The sequence below is a fragment of the Aureitalea sp. L0-47 genome (assembly GCF_026126405.1).
Classification (GTDB): Bacteria; Bacteroidota; Bacteroidia; order Flavobacteriales; family Flavobacteriaceae; genus Pukyongia.
Window position 1 is genome coordinate 1 of the sequence record NZ_JAFMTQ010000011.1, and the last position, 22,436, is coordinate 22,436.

Consider the following 22,436-nt stretch of genomic DNA (forward strand, 5'->3'; position numbering starts at 1 on the left):
CTACTTAGTTTAGTCATTTCGATATAGAATCAAGACGTTTCCGTCCCAATCCCATATACGCTGTCAATTTCAATATCTCAATGAACGTACCCCTTGCGAGGCGTCTTTTCTTAACTCAAAAAAACAGCCAACATTCAAATCAGCCGTTTTTAGCGGGTGCAAATATACAATCCCTTTTTTCATTTCACCAAAACAAAATGAAACTTTTTCGCTTCTTTTTTATTAACAATATTTAAATGCCTGAAAGCGATCTAATTAATCACATCATAAACTATTCAAAATGTGTTAGCGATAGGAGCGGCATCCTCTATAGTAAAGTAACTCACTATAGAGATACAGCGTATAGCGCGGTCCTGTCGTGAGATCCTCTACTACAGGAAACACCCTAACAATAATAAAAGAGCGAACTACTAAGATACATTAATTGCAGAAACTGGGCAAGTATTAAAACTGATTACTTATTAACAGACTTGTCGTGCCAGTGAGAGGAAAGATCAAGGTAGTTTATTTCGAAGGCTGGCTCCTGTCGTTTTAAAACATTGGCCTGGAAAGAGCGCTCCAGAATATCCTCTATCAGGTAATCTTCTTTTACTTCAAATGGCTGGTATTCTTCCTTGAGTGAGATGTCGAACATACTGGCCGTTGTATTATACCAGAAGGCCCTCCAGCCTGTTCGTAGTTCCTTTACCAGGGCAAAAGCGGTTCGACCCGTTTGCCGGTGAATGAGCTTTACCAGTATCTGCCCCTCGGTTCGTGTAAGCTTCTTAAGCTTATCGGAGAACTCCCCTTCTATGTATTTCTGAACTCGCCTGGTATATCGCTTACGGTCCCTTTTGCGCTCCAGGGTTTTCATCCTGGCATTCATAACCTGTAAGCGTTCGGACGCCAGTTTTGCAAAAGGATATACCTTGCGGGTCTTTCGCCTAAGTATCAGGTATCGCCTGCGGTCTTCTTTGGAATTGAATTCAAGCTTGTTGAGCAGTACTACTTCATCCAGATCGATATATTCCTTCGGAATGGTATCTCCTTCAATTATATAATAGAAAGTTTCTACACTATCCTTGTCAACCTGACTGATCTCTTTCAAGGTTTGAGAAAATAGTGCCTGGGAAATCAGGAGAATTCCTATGCCTAAAATTTGTCTTATTTTCATTCTTGCAAGCATGCGAATACTTCTACGCGAAAACCATTCCAAAATTACATAAATTGAAACGTCTCGCTATCTAATAAATTGCTAATTTTGGTTTTTCTGAAAATTACATTCTATGGCACGATCTATATTGAATAAAAAATCACTCGACTTCCTTGAAAAATATCTAAACAATGCCGCTCCCACCGGTTACGAATGGGACGGTCAAAAATTGTGGATGGATTACCTAAAGCCCTATGTGGACGAATTTATCACCGATACCTACGGAACAGCTGTGGGGGTTATTAATCCCAAAGCGAAATACAAGGTCGTTATAGAAGGGCATGCCGATGAGATTTCATGGTACGTTAATTATATAAGTGACAACGGACTCCTTTACGTGATCCGAAACGGGGGAAGTGATCACCAGATCGCCCCTTCCAAAGTGGTAAATATCCATACGGAAAAAGGAATCATCAAGGGGGTATTTGGCTGGCCAGCTATTCATACCCGTAGCCGGGCTAAAGAAGAACCGCCAAAACCTGAGAACATCTTTATAGACATAGGAGCAAAAGATAAAAAAGAAGTTGAAAAGATGGGTGTGCACGTGGGTTGTGTGATTACCTACCCGGACGAATTCCATACTCTGAACAAAGACAAGTTTGTATGTCGTGCCCTCGACAACCGAATGGGCGGATTTATGATCGCCGAAGTGGCTCGCCTGCTTCATCAGAACAAGAAGAAGCTCCCTTTCGGGTTGTACATCACTAACTCGGTGCAGGAAGAGATAGGGCTTCGTGGCGCACAGATGATAGCAGAGCGTATTCAACCGGATGCGGCTATCGTTACCGATGTAACGCACGACACTACTACCCCAATGATCGATAAGAAAAAACAAGGCTATGCGAAAATAGGTTCCGGACCGGTTATTGCCTACGCACCCGCTGTTCAGCAAAAATTAAGAGATCTTATTATCAAAGCAGCAGAGACCAATGATATACCATTTCAAAGAGCTGCTCTTTCCAGGGCAACGGGAACAGATACCGATGCTTTCGCTTACAGTAATATGGGTGTGGCCAGTGCATTGATCTCGCTTCCACTGCGCTATATGCATACTACCGTTGAAATGGTTCACAAAAGTGATGTGGAGAATGTAATCAAACTTATCTATGAGTCTTTACTCCAGCTAAAAAATGGGGAAACATTTAGCTATTTCGAGTAGATATTTAGCTATGATATAATTTGAAAGGCTACCCTAATGGTAGCCTTTTTTTATCTTAGCCGGCAAATAGTCCTCGTTTGTTATTCAATTCTCTTGATTTTGGAGTTTTCCTGGTCATTGTATTTACGATGTACTGGGCTATTGGCAATAAACGGCGCGTGGCTCAAAACGTACTGATCCTTATAGCGAGTTATATCTTCTACGGACTTTGGGACTGGCGTTTTCTGTCGCTTATCATAGGTAGCTCTCTGGTAGATTATATGGCCGCCCTTTACCTGCATCGATCCGATAAGAAAGGTATACGAAGATTTTGGATGGGGTTCAGCCTGTTCTGGAACCTGGGTGTGTTGTTCGTGTTCAAATACATGAACTTTTTCCTGGATAATTTTTATAGTCTATTCAACCTGGAAGTCATTCCCGGCGAATACACCATCTGGAATATCATTATACCAGTTGGACTGAGTTTCTACACTTTTCAGACACTGGGGTATACCATCGATGTATACAGAAAGAAACTGGAGCCCACCACAAACCTTTTGAATTTCCTCTGTTTCGTTAGTTTTTTCCCCCAGTTGGTAGCAGGTCCCATTGAGCGCGCAAATTTCCTGTTACCTCAGTTTATGAAACAGCGAAATTTCGATTATACCAAAGCAAAAGATGGATTGCGACAGATCCTTTGGGGGCTATTCAAAAAAATACTCGTAGCTGACAAACTGGGAATTGCAGTGTCAATGGTTTTTAATGAGCCGGAAAATTACGGGACCTCAATGATGTGGTACGCATCATTATTGTTCTTTTTCCAGCTGTATTGTGATTTTTCCGGGTATACGGATATTGCTATAGGAACGGCAAAATTATTCGGATTTAAACTAAATATCAATTTCAAGACTCCATTTCTGAGCTTTAGTGTTCGCGATTTCTGGAGGCGATGGCATATCACACTTACCAATTGGTTTATCGACTATGTATACAAACCTATTGTCTCTCGAGGAACAGAATCCAACAAACTACTTCCTGCCGTTGGTATTCTCTTCACCATGGTGTTGGTTGGTGCCTGGCACGGCGCGAACTGGACGTTCATCGTTTTCGGGCTAATTAATGGGTTGATCGTCATTGGCGAGCAGATCCCGTTATTCAAAGGAAAAATAACACTTCATAAGAAATTGAAGTCATTACCCAAACCTGTTTCACTGCTGTATTTCTATTTTATCGCCACGGTAATGTGCATGTTCTTCCGATCCGAAGATATAAGTCAGTCCTTTCTTATATTGAAACGAATGTTCACCTGGGTGCCAGGAGATTTCTCACTTTTAATTGGAGTGAAGATCATTTTCTTACTAATCATGTTAATTGCTGAAACAGCTATGCGCCATTTGGATTTTCCTTTACAAAATTTGGAACTTAAGCTTCCGAGACCTGTTCGCTGGGCAGTGTATTATTTGCTAGTATTTGGTATTATTCGATTTTATGAACCGCTTCAGGCGTTTATTTATTTTCAGTTTTAAGTATGCTTAGAAAGTTCGCAAAACATACCATCCTTTTCTTTATTCCGGTTATCATAGGCTGCGTGATATTGGAGGTTACCACTCGCAAGCTTCCCATGCGGTATACTTTTATTGCTGAACACCTTCAATCCAACAAAGATTCGATACAGGTGCTGGCATTAGGTTCTTCCCAGATGAAAGATGCACTGAATCCCGAATGGCTAGATTTCCCAACGATTAATCTAGCCTCCACCAATCAGCATCTCAATACCGACTTCAAACTGTATAAGGGTCTTAAAGACAAGCTCCCTGCTCTCACAACAGTGGTGATGGAAGTTACTTACTCTCATTTGGAGTTAAATCAGAATGACAAAGAATTCTGGAAAAACAATATATTCTTTGAATATTACAATGTAAACTGTTTTGAACGACCTACATGGTTTAAGGACCGTCTCATCTTTTTCTCCAATCCGCCTTTCTACTCCGATGCTTTATATGATGAATACCTTACAGAAAAGAACGATGCTAGTTTTAATTCCTATGGGTATAACTTAAATAATTACCAGGGGGGCTTTAAAAGCAACAATTATGATATAGAAAGAATAGAGAACCTATCGTTTAAGATTACTACAAAAGAGAATCTGAGGGTTTTCGAGTTGAACAGTAATTATTTAATAAAAATGCTAGAAGAATTTGAGAAGGACGACCTGAACGTTGTAATAGTCTCTACTCCATTTCACCCTATCTATCTCGAAAAAATGAACAAAATCATTCTCAAGCGTCGCGACAGTGTACTCAGATTTGCCAAAACAAGATTCCCTAATGTTTCCCTACTGAATTTGGAAGCAGATACAACTACCTTCAAAACCAGGGACTATATCAACCACAACCACCTTAATACGGATGGATCCAGAAAATTTACTGCTATCCTGAATGATTTTCTTCGGAAATGACCTACCCTTTTTTAAGTGTGTCGAAATAACGTTTAGCTTCCTTAATTACCTTGGGCGCCAGGATGATCGTTGCTATCATAGTAGGCAGTGCCATGATGGCGAAAAAGGTATCGATTAACTGAATCATCATATCAAGAGTAGTTGTGGCACCCAGGATAATACTGGCAATATAGATGTATTTGTAATAGGACGAATTCTTTACTCCGAAGAGGAACGACATACATTTAGTTCCGTAGTAAGAATAGGAGAAAAGCGATGAAATACTGAAAACCGCAATGCAAATTAACAGCAGATACTTCCCTATTCCCGGCATCGTCTGAGTGAATGCCGAAGCAGTTAAAGAAACCCCATTATTACTTGTTGTTTCCCATACACCAGTTACCAAAATAGCAAGTGCTGTAAGCGTACAGATCACAAGTGTATCGATAGCCGGACCCAACATAGCAACTAATCCTTCCCGAATAGGTTCATTAGTTTTGGCAGCTCCGTGCGCCATGGGAGCAGTTCCTATCCCCGCTTCATTGGAGAAGGCACCGCGCTTTATTCCTAATAATAATAATCCGCCAACCATGCCACCCAGGAATGCCTCTCCTTCGTAGAATGAGGCCGAAAAAGCATCTGTAAAAATGAGCCCAAGGTATTTAGGAACTACTTCATAGTTCATACCCAGGATCACCAGGACCATAATGAAATACAAGGCCACCATACTAGGTACTAATTTGGATGCCGTATTACTAATTCGGCTCAAACCACCCAATATTACCAATGAAGTGATTAAAACAAGCAGGATTCCCAAAGTTAAATTACTGTTCAAACCTGTATAAAATCCGGTAGGTTTCAGCACCAGGTCGTTGATAGCCTGGGTTAGTTGATTCACATTAAACACAGGCAAAGCGCCCACTAATCCTGCAACACTGAAGATGACAGCAAGAAACTTCCATTTCCTGCCTAATCCTTCCACTATAAAATACATTGGACCGCCCTGAAGTTTGCCGGCACTATCTTTTCCTCGGAACATAACCGCCAGTGAGGCCGTGAAGAACTTAGTGGACATACCGATAACGGCACTCACCCACATCCAGAAAACTGCTCCGGGTCCGCCAATGGCAATCGCAACGGCCACACCGGAAATATTTCCCATGCCAACGGTGGCCGACAAAGCTGTTGTTAACGCCTGGAAATGACTTATCTCTCCCGCGTCATTCTCATTGTCATATTTTCCTCGCAGTACTGCGATGGCATGTCCGAAATATCGAAATGGCAGAAACTTGATCCGGATGATCATGTATAAACCACCACCAATGAGTAAAATGAGCAAAGGAAGTCCCCATGCTATGGACTGCGCCTGTGAAGTCAGGCTCTCCAAATAAGCAATGATCTCGTCAAACATGCTGTGCTAATGTAAATTAAATTTTAAAATTCAATTCAAATGATTTTATTTGTAATGGAATGAACCGACTACTAACCGCATTCTTCATATTTCTAAGTTTCCAGTTGTACTGCCAGGAATTTCCTGAGGAGAAACGATCGAATTTTATATTCACGCCTGAATTTATGATTGGCTATACAACAGAGTCTAATGGATTATTCCCTGATAGAACCCTTCAGACGCAGTTACAGTTTAATTTTGGTTGGGATCATAGTTACAACCCACAGGAGTGGGCCAGAAGACTTAAGGGACCGAAGACCGGGATTTCAGTAGGATATACCGACTTCGGAAATAAGGATAGCCTGGGAGGCGCTTTTACCCTGATGCCCTTCATTGAATTCGACATATTCCGAAGTAAACGTTTACGATCACTTGTTGGAATGGGGGGCTCCTATTTCACGAAGATCTACGACGAAATTGAGAATCCACGCAATCAGGCAGTTTCTACGGATGTAGCCTGGTCGTTCAGGGCGTTTATGCATTACGACCTGTTTCAGGGGGAAAAGATCGACTGGCGTGCTGGAATTGGATACTTTCATCATTCCAACGGGCACACTCGTTTACCGAATCAGGGCTATAATTCCTTCTTAGTAAGTGTTTCCGCAGATGTTAAATCGAATGAACTCAAGGAGATTCCCCAGCTGAAAGATCCTTCTGATTTCCCAAGACGCGTAAACGATTATGTTAGCTTTTATGGGAGTTACGGGCTAAATGTATTATCACTGGCCTACAACGATAAACGAGCAGTTTATACGGTTTCAGGTGAATATGGGAAAGTACTGAACGGTATGTTCAGGGTGGGGATTGGTTTCTATTATCGTTACTACGAGCATTATTTCGATTACATCAATGACGAGGAATTCCTGGTTCGTGACGGCGAAGAGTTCGAGGAGTTTACGGATAACCCATGGTGGTATGCCTCGAATTTAGGGATTCACGCCAATGGAGAATTCACACTGAATCATATTGGTTTCAACGTACAGTTGGGGGTTAATATCCATAAACCGGCCTACGATATCGATTGGAGGATCAACCAGGGTTGGGACAATACTCCTCGTGAAATCCCACCTAATTTCATGCTGGGCGAATTTGATAGCAAGTATCGATTGAAAAAGACTCTGGCTTCGCGTATGGGCTTGAAGTACTATGTTTTCGACACCAGTAAGGAACCTGTCAACAATATTTACTTCGGATTACATATCAATGCAAATGGTGGCCAGGCCGATTTTACCGATCTAAGTATTGGGTATGTTTACAACTTCAATTACCGCGAAAGATAAAGGCCTCCCATTTCTGAAAGACCTTCGAATAAATTGCAATTATGTTTATTCAACAATCATCCTCTTAGTGTCTATTTTCTTGCCATCTACAAATAGAGAATAGAAATAAACTCCGGATGGTAAGGTACCACTACCAAAGTCGATACTGCCTTCCCCTTTGACTTCCAGCGGCAAGTTATTCAACAACTGACCCCTTGTATTACTAATTACAAGATTTGCTTTCGAATAGTTAATAGGCACATAATAACTAATCGTTGTTGTGCTGTCGAAAGGATTCGGAATATTTTGAAATAACATCGGCCTATTTGGATCGGCGATATTCTCCGGAACTCTCAACATACAAGCACAATCTTCAAGTACCTCTAGCCTTGCTATAAGATCATCTATCTGAGCTTGCTGGGCTGCATTTTCATCTATCAGAGGCTGAAGAATTGGAGACAGATCAATCTGCACGACATTACCATTTGTGATTAGTAGTGTAAGTTCATTACCATTCAAGGCAAAACCAAGAAACTGCTCATCCGTATTATCGAGGTAACCGGAAAGATCTACGGTACCTCCGTCTTCCAGAGTAAGCGTATTACCCGCCAGGGATAATTGCTGATCATCCGTTCCGGAATTATCCAGAGAAGAGAGATCTACGGCTTCAGAAGCGCCTCCTGTGATCCCAATCGTTAGAATATTGGCGGCTAGATTAGAGCCCGATATATCCTGGTTATCCGTATTATCGAGGTAGCCCGAAAGATCTACGGTAGTGGCATCATTGGTAAGGCTCAAGGTATTTCCAACCAGTGTAAGATCCTGATTATCGGTATTGTCTAGGTAGCCTGTAAGATCCACGGTATTTACACCCACACCATCACTTTCAAGAGACAATTCTAATGAGTTTCCATTCAATTGGAAGGTATCGACAAGCTGATCGTCTGTATTATCAAGATAACCGGAGAGATCCACAGTATTTACGGGAACACCATCATCTTCCAGGGAAAGTTCCAGGTCATTTCCATTTAGCTGGAATGTATCTACTGTTTGGTCATCGGTATCCACTCCAATGGCTACCCACTGCGTGCCGTCCCATGAGTACGCGAGTAAATCTTCGGTATCATAGACTATCGCACCTGCTTCAGCCACGGTTAAAGAAGCTCCAAGACTTGTTCTATCCGCATTGTTCATACGATTGAGCAACAAAGCGCGATCAGAGGCACTTAGATCGATAGATATGTTGGGATTTGATGCAGTTCCATTTATTGCGACGGTTCCGTCAGACCCTATGTCGATAGAGCTAGTGAGTGCTCCCGGACGAATTCTGAATGGAAGTCGGCCGCTCGTAGTAACATCACGGATGAAGAAATTGGTTTCATTTCCCGCAACATCCCAACGGTAGGTTCCAAATCCACCTACCTGATCGAGTCTCATAGTAGGTGTATCCTGATTGAAAACATGTAATTTTACGGCCGGGTTGGAAATTCCGATTCCAACATTACCGCCGGATTCTATGCGAAAGGCGTTAGATCCAGCACCGGCATCAACTCTGAATGCCTGATAATTTGCGTCCACGTCGTCCAGGCTAAAATAGTTAGCACCACCATTGGAAGAATCATTGAAGGTAAATCGCCAGTCATTTGAAGGAAAGCTAGCGCTGTTACTTGTATCATTAAAGTACATTCTCAGATTGTTCTCGCGTAAAATGACAGTGTCGAATCCATAGCCCTGGTTCGCTGGGGTATCAAGCCCAACTCCCAATGAGCCAACGACTTCGAGATCATCAATAATCACCTGTCTGGTTTGGTTGTCCTGATCTATCACGGGACTTTGCGCCGTTACAACACAAGATAACAGTAAAGCACCCAGTAAGGTGCATAGTAGAAGATTTTTCATAATTGGTGAATTTTGGTTATATCTTAAAGTTAGAACAATAAGACCTACCTCATCCAATAATTCGACAAAGCACCGAATACTCCGACGTAACTATGATAAATTAAAGCGTGGTATTATTTATAGAGCAGCGAGGTAGTTGAGTACATTCCTTTCGATTCGTTGCTGAATCTCAGAGACATCGGCCTTTAGAAAGGTCTCGCCGGTAATATTCTCATAGAGCTCTATATATCTTTCTGAAACCGTCTCGATATACTCATCACTCATAAACGGAACCTCCTGTCCTTCCAGTCCCTGAAAGCCATTAGAGATGAGCCACTGCCGAACAAACTCTTTGGAAAGTTGCTTTTGGGGTTCTCCTTTTTCTTGTCTTTCTGAATAGCCTTCAGCATAGAAATAACGGGAGGAATCTGGGGTATGGATCTCATCGATAAGAACGACCTTACCATCCTTCGTCTTTCCGAATTCATATTTTGTATCGACCAGGATCAGGCCTCTTTCGGCGGCGATCTCCGTACCTCGTTGGAATAGTTTTCGGGTGTAATCCTCCAACTGAACATAGTCTTCTTCAGATACAATACCTCTTGAGAGTATCTCCTCTCTTGAAATATCCTCATCGTGATCTCCTTTTTCAGCCTTGGTAGCAGGAGTTATAATAGGTGCCGGAAATTTATCATTCTCGATCATTCCTTCAGGCATAGGAACACCACATAACAAACGCTTACCGGCTTTATATTCCCTTGCGGCATGGCCACTCATGTATCCACGGATTACCATTTCCACCTTGAAAGGTTCACAGGCTACTCCTACCGCAACGTTGGGATCGGGTGTTGCCAGTAACCAGTTTGGAACCAGGTCTTCAGTATCCTTCATCATTTTAGTGGCGATTTGATTAAGGATCTGTCCTTTATAGGGTATCCCTTTGGGCATCACCACATCGAACGCACTCAATCGATCCGTAGCGATCATTACTAGAAGATCGTTCTCAAGTCGGTAAACCTCTCTTACCTTTCCTTTGTATACACTTTGCTGTCCCGGAAATTCGAAATTCGTATCCGTTATCGTATTGCTCATGAATTCCTGTTTTCTATTTCTCTGTAGGCGGAAATTATCTTTTTCACCAAACGGTGACGTATCACATCTTTGTCGTCTAGATAGACCATCCCTACTCCTTCGGTATCCTTCAGAATCAATAATGCTTCCTTCAATCCGGAAATTACCCTTCGCGGCAGATCGATCTGTCCTGGATCTCCTGTGATCATGAACTTGGCATTCTTCCCCATGCGGGTAAGAAACATTTTCATTTGTGCATGCGTTGTATTCTGCGCTTCGTCGAGAATTACAAATGCATTGTCCAGTGTTCTTCCCCTCATAAAGGCCAACGGGGCGATCTGGATAACTCCTTTTTCAATATGTGAATCGAGTTTTTCGTGAGGGATCATATCTCGCAGCGCATCGTATAATGGCTGCATGTAGGGATCAAGCTTCTCCTTAAGGTCGCCGGGAAGAAATCCCAGGTTTTCTCCGGCTTCAACTGCTGGCCTGGTTAGGATGATCCTTCTAACTTGCTTTTCTTTCAGGGCTTTCACGGCAAGAGCTACCCCCGTATAGGTTTTTCCTGTTCCCGCTGGGCCAATAGCAAACACCAGGTCATTCTTCCTGGTAAGATCAACCAGTTTCCTTTGATTGGCTGTCTGTGCCTTGATCAACTTCCCACTTACTCCATGAACGATCACATCGCCACTTCCTTCCGGAGAGGCATAATCCTCCTTGCTTTCACTTTGTAAGACGCGCTCAATAGCGTTTTCATCCAGCTTATTATACTTGCCAAAATGGTCGAGTAACATCATTAGACGGGTGTCGAACTCTTCCAGGATCTCTTCATCACCATACGCTTTAATCTTGCTACCCCTGGCCACAATCTTTAGTTTAGGAAAATATCTCTTCAGGAGGTCGATGTTAGCGTTTTGCAGTCCGAAAAAATCCCTGGGGCTAACATCGGTTAATTCGATAATAAGTTCGTTCAAAAGCGGTTTTGTTTATTAGTTTTGTACTTCGTGTAAATATAGTTTTTCTAGTCGCAAAAGTACCCTATTTTTGCGGTAGTTGTTTTAACAAAATATCAACAATTAATTACATGCCTTTAATAACCCTCACAACGGATTTCGGAGAGAAAGATCACTTTGTTGGTGGGGTAAAAGGAGCTATCTACAACGAATTGGAAGATGTGCGAATTGTTGATATAACGCATTCCATCTCTCCTTTCCATCTCACAGAGGCGGCCTATATCATACAGAATGCCTACAAAAGTTTTTCCAAGGGTAGTATTCATATTATTGGCATCGATTCGGGGCTAACGCCAGATAACAAGCATGTTGCAGTGCTTTTGGACGGACACTACTTCATTTGTGCCAACAATGGGATTATCTCTATGTTAGCTTCGGAAATTAAACCGGAGAAGATCGTTGAGATCAATATTCACGACAGGATAGAAAGTAATTTCCCCGTTCTTGATGTCTTTGTGAAAGTGGCTTGTCATATTGCACGCGGAGGAACCCTTGAGGTAATTGGCAAGAACATTTCAGAAATAAAAGAACTTACCGGTATAAAACCAGTGGTTAATCCTGAAGGGAATCTCATTATAGGAAACGTTATTTATATCGACAACTACGGAAATGTGGTGAGTAACATTACCCGAAGCCTGTTCGAAAAGATAGGAAAAGGAAGGCCTTTTAAGATACAGGCTCGGACAGCCAATTTCTCTGAAGTCTTTAATAATTATAGCGACGCTATTAATTTCGACCTGCCCCCGGAGAAACGCGAGGAGGACGGAAAGAAACTCGCCTTGTGGAATTCTGGTCAATACCTTGAACTGGCCATTTATAAGAGTAATCCTTCCACGGTGGGGAGTGCTTCTTCCCTTTTCGGACTCGAATACCGGGATACCATTACCGTTAATTTTCTTTAAAACACTTCGTAAGTATGTTCACAAGAATTGTAAAAATGGAATTCAGAAGCGACCAAGTGCCTGCATTTCTTGCTAATTTTGACCGAATAAAGAAGATGATCCGTGGTTTTGAAGGTTGTGAATTCCTCGAATTGTACAGAGACAAGCGAGATCCGGACATATTCTTTACCTACAGCAGGTGGAATGATGAAACAGATCTGGAAAAGTACCGAAAGAGTGAACTTTTCGAAGAAGTCTGGGCAACAACAAAAGCCATGTTTCGTTCTAAACCACAAGCCTGGAGCGTTGACACATTGCATAGTCTGAATTAATGATCGCCATAGTAAAGAAAGAAATACAATCTTTTTTCGGTAGCCCGGTTGGCTACCTGGTAATAGGCCTGTTCCTGGTAGTAAATGGCCTCTTCCTTTGGGTATTTCCGGGCAATTATAACATTTTTGACTCCGGTTTTGCCGACCTCGCCCCTTATTTCGAACTGGCGCCCTGGATATTGCTGTTCCTTATACCGGCCCTAACCATGCGCTCATTCAGCGATGAAAAGAAACTGGGTACCATGGAGCTGTTACTTACTAAACCACTCTCAATTCGCAGCATAGTGGTTGGAAAGTACCTGGGAACAATACTTCTCATTTGTATTGCACTATTACCAACTTTATTTTACATTTTTACTATATCCGATTTAGGCAATCCCCAGGGAAACTGGGATGTTGGGAGTACGATCGGTTCTTTTATCGGTTTGCTATTCCTTGCGGCATCATACACGGCGATAGGGATTTTCTGTTCGTCCTTAACATCTAATCAAGTAGTGGCATTCCTTAGTGGGGTGTTTCTGTGTTTTGCTTTATACTATGGATTTGAAGGTCTTGCCGAAATGAGTAACTCCTTGTTCCTTGAAAAACTGGGTATGAAATCACACTTCAACAGTGTGGCCAGAGGTGTTCTGGATACTCGTGACCTGGTCTATTTCTTTAGCATTACCGCCTTATTCCTGGGTCTAACCGTATTTAACTTCAGAAAGAACTAATGAAGTCAGGTACAAAACATACAAGGAATCTACTACTATTGCTAGCAGCCCTGGTGGTGCTAAACGTTGGAAGTTCATATGTCTACAAGCGCTTCGACCTCACGCAAGACAAGCGTTATACCCTATCGGAAGCCGCGAAGCAAACCATTGCAGAGGTGGATTCTCCATTGGTGATCGACGTTCTGCTCGAGGGTAATTTTCCTCCTGAATTCAAACGGCTTCAGCAGGAAGTAAGACAATTACTGGAAGAATTTACTGCCTATAATTCAAACCTGAAGTTCAACTTCATCGATCCTCTTGAAGATTCTGAGGATCGCCAGGCCATGCAGGCTCAAATGAAAGAATTCGGTTTGACCGCAGCCCAGGTAGAAGTTCAGGAAAGTGGTAAAGTAAGTACGGAATTGGTTTACCCCTGGGCCCTTGCGTTTTACAATGAACAAACGGTAAAGATCCCGCTACTAAAAAATCAACTTGGGAGTACTTCAGAAGAACGGATCAATAATTCCATACAGAACCTGGAATATGCCTTCGCAGATGGTTTCAGTAAACTAACAAAACCGAAAAGCAGGAAGGTGGCCGTGTTAAAAGGAAACGGAGAGCTGGATGATAGATTTATCGCAGATTTCTTCGGTACGCTGCGGGAGTATTACTTTATTGCTCCATTTACCCTGGATTCCGCAGCTGTGACTCCAAAACGCACCCTGGAACAACTCCAGGGATTCGATCTGGTAGTGGCCGCCGCTCCTACCGAGGCCTTTTCAGACAGTGAAAAATACATACTGGATCAGTATACAATGAATGGCGGAGCTTCATTATGGCTGGTGGATGCCACGGAAAACAGGGTGGACACAATTAGCGGTAATACATTTGCCTTCGGAAAAGATCTCAACCTGAACGATTTCTTCTTTAAATACGGTGTAAGGATCAACCCGAATCTGGTAAAGGATATTTACGCCGCACCCATTGTGTTGGCCAGTGGCAGCGAACGTGAGTCGCAATACAATCGTTACCCATGGTTTTACAATCCGTTGAGCAGTTCGGCGAACAACCATCCCGTAGTTACAAACATTGAGGCCGTTAAATTCGAATATGCGAGCGCCATAGACACACTGCCCAACGGTATCGACAAAACCATCTTACTTAGCACCTCCCCCATTTCGAGGATAGTTGGATTGCCTTCAGAAATAAACATCGACAAGGAAATTCCGGAAAACCTGAAAGTAATCAATGAAGGTCCTGACCCTGCCACATTTAATGCCGGAGAAGTTCCGTTGGCGGTTTTATTAGAAGGGGAATTTCCATCGGTTTTTACCAACAGGGTGAAACCATTCTCCTATTCTGAAGACAAAACCATTTCGTCACCAACGAAGATGGTTGTGATAAGCGATGGTGATGTGATCAGGAATCAGTTAGACCGTGGAAGACCTTTGGAACTTGGCTTCGACAAATGGACGCAATCGTTCTACGGAAACAAGGAATTCCTCCTGAATACGGTAAATTACCTCTTGGATGATAGCGGACTTATAAACATTCGGACCAAGGAAATTGCCATTCCATTCATGGATCCCCAGAAAACCGCCGATACCAGAACCAAATGGCAGGTTATGAATCTACTGCTACCCTTAGCATTGTTAGGCGTTTTCGGACTTTTATTCAATTATATGCGCAGGCGAAAATACGGTAGAAAAGCGTAGGGCCATTCCGCCTAAAATGTTAATAAGTTTGTTTTACCGAAAAGCGCATTTAAAATATATTTGTAGATAGGCGAAAAGCAGCCATTTACCTTTATAATTCAACCTAGAGAGACAAAATGAAATTTATTGTATCGAGTTCTTATTTATTGAAGCAACTGCAGGTTTTAGGCGGTATTATCAATAGCAACAACACCCTTCCTATATTGGATAATTTCTTATTCGATCTGGACGGTAACACTCTGAATGTTTCGGCTTCGGACCTGGAAACTACGATTTCCTCAAAACTCGATGTAGAAAGCAGTGAGAAAGGTAGTGTTTGTATCCCGGCTCGTCTGTTACTCGATACATTGAAAACCTTTCCGGAACAACCTCTTACTTTCACGGTTGAGGATAATAACACGGTTGAGATCAGCAGTAATCATGGTAAATATGCACTGGCTTACGCCAGTGGTGAAGAGTTTCCAAACCCTGTTGAGTTGAAAGACCCTTTCAGTACTACAATTCAGGGGGATATACTTGCTACTGCCATCAGTAAAACGATCTTTGCCAGTGGGAATGATGACCTGCGCCCGGTAATGAGTGGAGTGTTCTTCCAGTTCTCTACTGAAAGTCTCACTTTTGTAGCTACGGATGCTCACAAATTGGTGAAGTATTCTCGTGCCGATGTTACCGCGAATCAGACTGCGGAATTCATTATGCCTAAAAAGCCATTGAATCTTCTAAAAGGGATCCTGGCGGCCAGTGAAGAGGATGTGATTATCGAATACAACGAGAGTAACGCTAAATTCAGTTTCGATAACACAGAAATGGTCTGTCGTCTGATTGATGGTAAATACCCGAACTACGAGGCGGTTATTCCGAAGGAAAATCCCAACAGACTCACTATAGACAGAACACAATTCCTGAACTCTGTTCGACGGGTGAGTATTTTCAGTAATAAAACCACACACCAGATCCGCTTGAAATGCGCCGGTGCGGAATTAAACATCTCTGCTGAAGATATCGATTACAGCAACAAGGCGGAAGAGCGCTTAACCTGCGACTACCAGGGTGATGATATGCAGATAGGTTTTAACTCCCGTTTCCTCACGGAAATGCTGAATAACCTTACCAGTGATGATGTTTCCCTGGAAATGTCCTTACCAAACAGGGCAGGAATATTAACTCCTGTTGACGGTCTTGATGAAGGTGAAGAGATCACTATGCTGGTAATGCCGGTGATGCTGAACAACTAAAACGGATCATTCACCCGCTGTAACACCTGAGTCCAGAATGTATTGAACGAACCCTTAGGTTCACTGCACAAGTATACTTTTGTTCCAAATTCGCGGGCATTGATGTTCGAGATACTACCAATTTCTTCAATTCGAGAGAAAATTTGAGGAATGTCCTCCCCAAGTTCATCGTTGATATAGACAAAGTATTCTATGTCCGGGTTGAATTTCTCAGGAGTCCAGTAATAGAAGCTTTCATGAAAACTAACCGGTTCCGGTAGCCCGTATTTTTTACCGATGACGGCGATGGCACCGGCCTGTCCATAGTTCTCGGCATAAATTAGCGCCTTGTCCTTTTCGGGGATCCTATCATAGGCCTCGTAGGTGATCGCAGTAAGCTCTTCCCAGCCCAACATGTCGGCATAATCCTGCGGAAGGGAATGAATGGTACCATCCTCAAACCTTCTGCCTATTTCCATACCGTAGTCCTCTTCCAGGTCTTTAAAATAAGCCACCAAGCCGGCCTCGTTGTACACCGGTAGCCCCATTGGAAGCAACGGATACGTGAGGACCACTATCAGTAAGGGTACGGCTGCCCTGAGGATGGGTTTTCGAGTTATCTTTTCCATCCCCGTACAGCCGGCAGCGATCAACATAGGAAATATGCCTGCCGTGTAATAGCTCTTACCCTTCAAAAGAAATAAAATGAGTACCACCAACAAAGAACTCACTGCCAGGTAGCGATATTTAGGGTCTCTGTACAAGCGGACCATTCCAATAACGACCAGGTAAAAAACAGAGAATGTCATTAGCATTTGATCCATCAGGAACCCGGTACGGTCTACATAAACCAATTGATTGTTATTTAAAGCGGCCATATGGCCTATCACCGGGAAATTATTGGCGTATTGCCATATAAGATTGGGCAATACGATAAGCAGTGCCAGGAGCATGCCGAAATACAATGGCCTTTTCCCCAGAACATTTCGATGGGGTGAGACCAGCAGTGAAATAAGTAATGTGAAGATGAGGATGGCCACAAGATACTTGTTCATGAGCGCTATTCCGGTAACTACTCCAAGGATCAACAAGTATTTTTCTTGCTTGGTATTGACATAACGAAGGGTGAAGAAAAACAGGAGCGTCCATAAAAATATATCAATTGGGACCGGTTGGAACAAATGAAACGCCCTTAATCCTACGGGCATTATGGCAATAGCAATAGCGGTTAGAACCTGAGAATACATCCCACCCTTCAATTCACGAGCAATATTTGCCGATACTAGAACAGTTGCCCCACCAATGATAGCCGGAAATAACTTCACTGCGAACAAGGTGTTTCCCAATAAGGTTTGCATGGCTGTAGCGATCCATCCGATTAGCGGAGGGACGGTTGCATAACCGAAGTCCGGGTGATTTCCGAGAGAAAAATACAACAGTTCATCTCTGTGGTATTCCAGGTTGTTATAAACAAACAAGTGGAGTGCTATGCTAAACAGGGCAATCAGGTAAACAACGATCGTATACTGTTTTCTCATACCTAGCTGGTAATTACGATGGCTTATTTGTCAAAGTTGCTGATTTTTTTTTTTAATTCTTGATTATTGATGAATTCTTTGGTTCTTGAATCCGGTACTACGGTCCCAACAACAAAACCCCATCGGTCCAGATGGGGTTATTAATTAAACTGCAAGTAATTATGGAAACTTAATTACTTATCATCCAAAGATCGCCAGTTGTCCTTCTTAAAGACACCGCCGATAACGAGCGTGCAGAAAACCACTGCCACGCTTAATATTGCCCACCAGACCATTTACGAAAGGAATCTGATCGTTCCGAAATAGGTTGGAGGTTCACCATTTCCTGCCTTAACAGCGTTCACTATTGGGATTATAAACCCTGCAAATCCTACATAGATAAGCCCTAGAATTCCTAGTCCAAGTAATAGAATACCCGGAATACTTATGAAGGTAATGAGGATCAGTGTAAGCTGCAAATTCACGATTGCCTTACCGTGTTCATCCATGCCTACTACTTTGTCTTTTTGGGTTAACCAAAGTATTAGCGGAACAACGAGGCCACCGAAACCAGTGATATAATATAGTAGTTGCGTAAGGTGAGTAACAACCAGAAGATTGTTGTCTACACGTTTCGCGTTATGATTGATAACTTCCATTTTGATTGATTTTGATGTTGCATTTAATAAGACAGTATTTTGATTGAAACGTTACAACTATTAACTAATTCGTATTTTTGCAGCCCATGACGAATAACGATACCATAGTAGCATTAGCAACTCCTGCCGGAGCTGGGGCAATTGCCGTTATCAGGATATCCGGCCCTGAGGCGTTGACCATTGGATCATCAATGTTTCAGTCTGTTTCGGGAAAGGTACTCGGTGAGCAACCCTCACACACCGTACACCTTGGCCATGTTAAAGAAGACCAGCGCATTATTGACGAAGTGCTTGCCACAGTATTCAAGGATCCTCATAGCTACACAGGTGAAGATGTAATTGAGTTCTCCTGTCATGGAAGTAGTTACATTCAACAGGAGATCATCCAATATGCCCTCAGGAAGGGCTGTAGGATGGCACAACCTGGCGAATTTACGTTACGGGCCTTCCTGCATGGTAAAATGGATCTTAGTCAGGCAGAAGCCGTGGCAGATCTTATTTCCAGTGACAGTGAAGCTTCCCATCAATTGGCGATTCAACAGATGCGTGGTGGGTTTTCTTCGGAAATAAAACAATTACGTGAGCAGTTACTGAACTTTGCTTCGCTTATTGAGTTAGAACTGGACTTTGCCGAAGAAGACGTGGAATTTGCCAACCGGGATGACTTTCAGAAGCTGATAAGCAGAATACGAAACGTGCTGAAGCGATTGATCGATTCCTTTGCAACCGGTAATGTGCTGAAGAACGGCATCCCGGTGGCTATTGTGGGTGAACCTAATGTTGGGAAATCAACGCTGCTTAATGCCCTGCTCAACGAGGAACGAGCTATTGTAAGTGATATCGCCGGCACAACACGCGACACCATCGAAGACGAGATCACCATTGGTGGGATTGGATTCAGGTTTATCGACACTGCCGGAATACGCGATACAAGTGATGTGATCGAAGGACTGGGTATTCAGAAGACCTATGAAAAGATGGAGCAAGCTCAGGTAGTTGTATTCCTTTTGGAAGCCTCGAATTTTATCAACCAGGAAGATGCGTTGAAGGTCGAGATAAGAAAAATTCATGAAAAATATCCTCAAAAAGCTATCCTGGTCATTGCTAATAAAGCCGATCTGATCTCAGAAGGAGAAAAAGTCAAAATTCAAAACGAGCTCAATGTAATTTCGGGCGAAAGTGAGAAATCCCGGGCCCTGCTCCTTACTGCCAAGACGGGAGAAGGTGTTGAGGAATTGAAAAATTCATTACTGGACTTTGTAAACACCGGCGCACTGCGAAATAACGAGACCATCGTTACCAATTCACGACACTACGACGCGCTTATAAAGGCCCTGGAGGAAATTGACAAGGTACAACAGGGAATTGATAATAAACTAAGTGGCGATCTGTTGGCCATCGACATCCGACAAGCCCTGTATCACTTCGGGGAGATCACAGGTGAGATTTCTAATGATGAGCTGTTGGGGAATATCTTTGCTAATTTTTGTATCGGGAAGTAATGAAGCTCAATTCACTTAATACTCTTATCCTGGTTATTGCAGCTGCGATTACGATCTTTGGACTAGTAACAGGGAAATTCCTGTTCCTGTTTATCTGGCTCCCCCTCGGATTCCTATTCAGAAAAAAGAAAAGTGAGAAATAAGGTATTAACCGATACCGTTCATGGTAAGGGCAGTCGTTCCCCAGATGATTGCGGAAGAGAAGAAGATACCGATGGCGTTAGCTGTAAAGGCCTTCTTTTTTTCTATTCCGAAGAGATAAGTAGCAATACTCCCGGCATACACTCCAGTACCCGGTAGAGGAATCATCACAAAAAACAACAACCCCCAAAAGCCGTACTTCCGAATCTTGTTTCCGGAGCCATTTTTTGCCCTTCGCGCCACCCAAATAGCGGATTTTTTATACCAGGTCCATCGCAGAAAGTAATGGTTTATATTGTCCAGAAAAATCATCATGATGGGGAAAACCAATAGATTAGCCATAAAACAAGCAAAAAACACCAGGTAGATGTTCGCCCCTTGCATCATACCATAGGGAATACCGACTTTGGCTTCCCCAAGAGGGGAAACACTCCATAACATCGCTATCATTATATCTCTGAACACAGGGGCTTATTGAAGACGTGCAAATATAACGCGCATTTAGGTTAGTATGTATATATGATTTCATAAAATATTTACAAAATCAGCTATTGATATTACCGAGGAGCGAAAGTAGATCCCCTTTCTTTCGCTTGGAAACAGGTAGTGTGGTGTTAGTATCCATGATCACATATCCGCCGTCCTTGTTGATATAGCTTTCAAGGTGATTCAAATTGATGATATGAGAATGGTGTATTCGGCAAAAACCGGAAGTTTCCAGCAATTCTTCAAATTCGCGAAGAGTTTTTGCTACAGTCACCTTTTTCCCATCATTGAGATAGATGTTGGTGTAATTCCCCTCGGATTGCAGGCGGATGATACTTTCGAGTTCGTAGAGATAGATCCCTTTGGAGGTGGTATATGGTTCAGATCAACAGCGAAGCCGCTACAACTGTCAAGCGATTGATCAAAGAGTAATTTTAATTCATAATTAAACTTAATTGATCGAAAAACCCCTTCCGGATTATTGGAAGGGGTTTATTTATTTAAGTGAATATCTCCTAGAATTTGTACAAATACTGAAGCCCTGCACCGAAGGTGTCTTCGGCGAGATTACTAGTATCTGCTCCAGTGAGCAGTGTTATAACCCCGTAGGCTTCGGCATCGTAGCTCAATGAGATTACATTATACCAATAATTCAGTTTCTCCGGGAAAGGTTGGCGTAAGGTTCCAAAATTACTTGAGAAAGAAGATTTTACCATCCAGGCAAACTTTCCGAAGTAACCATTAGCCGCAAAATGATGTAATTGAACCACATCATTAATAATAGGCGTTGTTTCTTCATCTATGGTACGGTTTGCATCAAATGTAAAAAAAGGAAAACCTATTATTGTTTGCTCATAGGCCCAACCGGTTCGATATAATTTATTACTGAAATAACGATCAAACCCTGTTCCTGTGCCGCTCCCACTTTGATCTTTTGTAGTGATGAATTCATATAAAATCCTGGAAAAAATCTTCTTGTCATTAGGAGAATAACTTAAGCCCCACACACCATCAGGGAAATTCGCCAGTCGGGTTCCCGAACCATCTTCGAAGGGATGTTCGTGATAGATTGTAAAATCACCATACGTCTGGTTAAGATTGTACTCGAATAAGTAGCTGCCTATGTGGTTTCCCACCGCATTAATCTGATCACCAGGCGTATCGCCTTCATCCCCTCGCTTTGCAAAAAACACATCGATATATGTACCGAAATCGGAAGGGACTTCCCCAAAAAACTGAGAAGTTCCACCCCATTGAGCCACATGTTGAAGTTTAAACTTCAAGGTGTTATTAGTATTAATGTCCCACTTCACTGCCAGATCTTTGAAATGAACTAATACATTATCTACATAGCGATCATCGTTTAACACAAAATGAGCAATACTCCAGTCCAGGTATAATCCGTCCGCGACTCTCATCCATCCTGGTGCTTCAAGCTTCACACCGGGTAAGGGACGAGCATTTCCGGACCACAAGAAGTTTTGATTTGTAGCCGACAGACCATCCAGTTTTAATTCTTCTTTCTTCGCCCCAAGAGTTGCTTCTATCCATCGGTTGCTATAGCTGACATATAAGTTTATTCTCTGAAACTCATCCGCAACTCCATTTCGGTACACTCCACTGAGCCCTGCTCCTATCCTGTGGTTATCATTGATATTGTAGAACGACTCAACGGACGCATTGAACTGATAGTCCGACGTTGCACCAAATTGATTGTGTTGATTCGTATAGAACCAAAACGGTAAGTTCTCTTCCGAAGCAACAAAAGCACTTGCACTAACTTCACCATGGGTAACAAAACCTTGATCCTGTGCGAAAAGGGAGAGGGACAGGAAGCAGCAAAAAAGAGTAAGACGCAT

The 22,436-nt window shown here is 42.6% G+C and carries 21 protein-coding genes; 11 read left to right on the top strand and 10 right to left on the bottom strand.

The genetic code is table 11. From position 1 onward, the window contains the following. Nucleotides 1-454: 454 nt before the first annotated feature. Nucleotides 455-1,153, bottom strand: a complete 699-nt coding sequence (locus tag J1N09_RS10970; protein WP_265200247.1) for a DUF4294 domain-containing protein — start codon at nucleotides 1,151-1,153, stop codon at nucleotides 455-457. A gap of 112 nt (nucleotides 1,154-1,265) precedes the next feature. On the opposite strand from J1N09_RS10970, the gene J1N09_RS10975 reads away from it, so the two are divergent. The 3 genes from J1N09_RS10975 to J1N09_RS10985 all read left to right on the top strand — a co-directional run bounded on the left by J1N09_RS10975 (nucleotide 1,266) and on the right by J1N09_RS10985 (nucleotide 4,788). Next, the gene (locus J1N09_RS10975) at nucleotides 1,266-2,351 is read left to right on the top strand and encodes a M42 family metallopeptidase (protein ID WP_265200248.1); all 1,086 of its coding nucleotides are present in this window, start codon (nucleotides 1,266-1,268) and stop codon (nucleotides 2,349-2,351) included. A 77-nt stretch (nucleotides 2,352-2,428) separates the two neighbouring features. After that, the gene (locus J1N09_RS10980) at nucleotides 2,429-3,856 is read left to right on the top strand and encodes an MBOAT family O-acyltransferase (protein WP_265200250.1); all 1,428 of its coding nucleotides are present in this window, start codon (nucleotides 2,429-2,431) and stop codon (nucleotides 3,854-3,856) included. A 2-nt stretch (nucleotides 3,857-3,858) separates the two neighbouring features. Further along, a complete protein-coding gene (locus tag J1N09_RS10985) occupies nucleotides 3,859-4,788 on the top strand; it encodes a hypothetical protein (RefSeq protein WP_265200251.1) in 930 nt (309 codons plus the stop codon). A 1-nt stretch (nucleotide 4,789) separates the two neighbouring features. Here the strand turns inward: J1N09_RS10985 and J1N09_RS10990 are convergent, their stop codons facing one another. After that, entirely contained in the window at nucleotides 4,790-6,178 is a 1,389-nt protein-coding gene (locus tag J1N09_RS10990) for an alanine/glycine:cation symporter family protein (protein WP_265200252.1), read from the bottom strand. A gap of 59 nt (nucleotides 6,179-6,237) precedes the next feature. Between J1N09_RS10990 and J1N09_RS10995 the strand changes: the two genes are divergently transcribed. After that, nucleotides 6,238-7,497: an acyloxyacyl hydrolase gene (locus J1N09_RS10995; protein WP_265200253.1), complete on the top strand. Its 1,260-nt coding sequence runs from the start codon at nucleotides 6,238-6,240 to the stop codon at nucleotides 7,495-7,497. 45 nt (nucleotides 7,498-7,542) lie between these two features. On the opposite strand, the gene J1N09_RS11000 is transcribed toward J1N09_RS10995, so the two are convergent. The 3 genes from J1N09_RS11000 to J1N09_RS11010 all read right to left on the bottom strand — a co-directional run bounded on the left by J1N09_RS11000 (nucleotide 7,543) and on the right by J1N09_RS11010 (nucleotide 11,399). Then, complete coding sequence (locus tag J1N09_RS11000) at nucleotides 7,543-9,375, bottom strand: T9SS type A sorting domain-containing protein (RefSeq protein WP_265200254.1); 1,833 nt, start codon at nucleotides 9,373-9,375, stop codon at nucleotides 7,543-7,545. 117 nt (nucleotides 9,376-9,492) lie between these two features. Beyond that, a complete protein-coding gene (locus tag J1N09_RS11005; protein ID WP_265200255.1) occupies nucleotides 9,493-10,446 on the bottom strand; it encodes a phosphoribosylaminoimidazolesuccinocarboxamide synthase in 954 nt (317 codons plus the stop codon). Then, nucleotides 10,443-11,399 (bottom strand): PhoH family protein, encoded by a 957-nt coding sequence (locus J1N09_RS11010; protein WP_265200256.1) that lies wholly within the window; start codon nucleotides 11,397-11,399, stop codon nucleotides 10,443-10,445. Before J1N09_RS11010 ends, J1N09_RS11005 begins: the two co-directional genes overlap by 4 nt. 110 nt (nucleotides 11,400-11,509) lie before the next feature. Here J1N09_RS11010 and J1N09_RS11015 point away from each other — a divergent pair, with 110 nt between their 5' ends. The 5 genes from J1N09_RS11015 to dnaN all read left to right on the top strand — a co-directional run bounded on the left by J1N09_RS11015 (nucleotide 11,510) and on the right by dnaN (nucleotide 16,293). After that, nucleotides 11,510-12,340 (top strand): S-adenosyl-l-methionine hydroxide adenosyltransferase family protein, encoded by an 831-nt coding sequence (locus tag J1N09_RS11015; RefSeq protein WP_265200257.1) that lies wholly within the window; start codon nucleotides 11,510-11,512, stop codon nucleotides 12,338-12,340. A 14-nt stretch (nucleotides 12,341-12,354) separates the two neighbouring features. Further along, on the top strand, nucleotides 12,355-12,651 hold the full coding sequence (locus J1N09_RS11020; protein WP_265200259.1) for a putative quinol monooxygenase: 297 nt from the start codon (nucleotides 12,355-12,357) through the stop codon (nucleotides 12,649-12,651). Next, entirely contained in the window at nucleotides 12,651-13,364 is a 714-nt protein-coding gene (gene gldF, locus J1N09_RS11025) for a gliding motility-associated ABC transporter permease subunit GldF (RefSeq protein ID WP_265200260.1), read from the top strand. The genes J1N09_RS11020 and gldF overlap by 1 nt, the downstream gene beginning before the upstream one ends. Further along, the gene (gldG, locus tag J1N09_RS11030; RefSeq protein ID WP_265200261.1) at nucleotides 13,364-15,058 is read left to right on the top strand and encodes a gliding motility-associated ABC transporter substrate-binding protein GldG; all 1,695 of its coding nucleotides are present in this window, start codon (nucleotides 13,364-13,366) and stop codon (nucleotides 15,056-15,058) included. Before gldF ends, gldG begins: the two co-directional genes overlap by 1 nt. A gap of 116 nt (nucleotides 15,059-15,174) precedes the next feature. Beyond that, nucleotides 15,175-16,293, top strand: coding sequence for a DNA polymerase III subunit beta (dnaN, locus tag J1N09_RS11035; RefSeq protein ID WP_265200262.1), 1,119 nt, complete (start codon nucleotides 15,175-15,177; stop codon nucleotides 16,291-16,293). On the opposite strand, the gene J1N09_RS11040 is transcribed toward dnaN, so the two are convergent. Beyond that, entirely contained in the window at nucleotides 16,290-17,810 is a 1,521-nt protein-coding gene (locus J1N09_RS11040; RefSeq protein ID WP_265200263.1) for a glycosyltransferase family 39 protein, read from the bottom strand. The genes dnaN and J1N09_RS11040 overlap by 4 nt on opposite strands. Before the next feature lie 275 nt (nucleotides 17,811-18,085). Continuing rightward, nucleotides 18,086-18,448 (bottom strand): DUF4870 domain-containing protein, encoded by a 363-nt coding sequence (locus J1N09_RS11045; RefSeq protein ID WP_265200265.1) that lies wholly within the window; start codon nucleotides 18,446-18,448, stop codon nucleotides 18,086-18,088. An 86-nt stretch (nucleotides 18,449-18,534) separates the two neighbouring features. Here J1N09_RS11045 and mnmE point away from each other — a divergent pair, with 86 nt between their 5' ends. Continuing rightward, nucleotides 18,535-19,950 carry a tRNA uridine-5-carboxymethylaminomethyl(34) synthesis GTPase MnmE gene (gene mnmE, locus J1N09_RS11050; RefSeq protein WP_265200266.1) on the top strand — a complete coding sequence of 472 codons (1,416 nt, stop codon included), beginning with the start codon at nucleotides 18,535-18,537 and terminating at the stop codon, nucleotides 19,948-19,950. Then, the gene (locus J1N09_RS11055) at nucleotides 19,950-20,093 is read left to right on the top strand and encodes a hypothetical protein (RefSeq protein WP_265200268.1); all 144 of its coding nucleotides are present in this window, start codon (nucleotides 19,950-19,952) and stop codon (nucleotides 20,091-20,093) included. The genes mnmE and J1N09_RS11055 overlap by 1 nt, the downstream gene beginning before the upstream one ends. Nucleotides 20,094-20,097: 4 nt before the next feature. Here the strand turns inward: J1N09_RS11055 and J1N09_RS11060 are convergent, their stop codons facing one another. From J1N09_RS11060 to J1N09_RS11070, 3 genes are all read right to left on the bottom strand, one after another. Next, nucleotides 20,098-20,532, bottom strand: a complete 435-nt coding sequence (locus J1N09_RS11060) for a COG2426 family protein (RefSeq protein ID WP_414826848.1) — start codon at nucleotides 20,530-20,532, stop codon at nucleotides 20,098-20,100. Nucleotides 20,533-20,635: 103 nt separating this feature from the next. Further along, on the bottom strand, nucleotides 20,636-20,935 hold the full coding sequence (locus J1N09_RS11065; RefSeq protein ID WP_265200351.1) for a LytR/AlgR family response regulator transcription factor: 300 nt from the start codon (nucleotides 20,933-20,935) through the stop codon (nucleotides 20,636-20,638). 157 nt (nucleotides 20,936-21,092) lie between these two features. Continuing rightward, entirely contained in the window at nucleotides 21,093-22,436 is a 1,344-nt protein-coding gene (locus J1N09_RS11070) for a capsule assembly Wzi family protein (RefSeq protein ID WP_265200270.1), read from the bottom strand.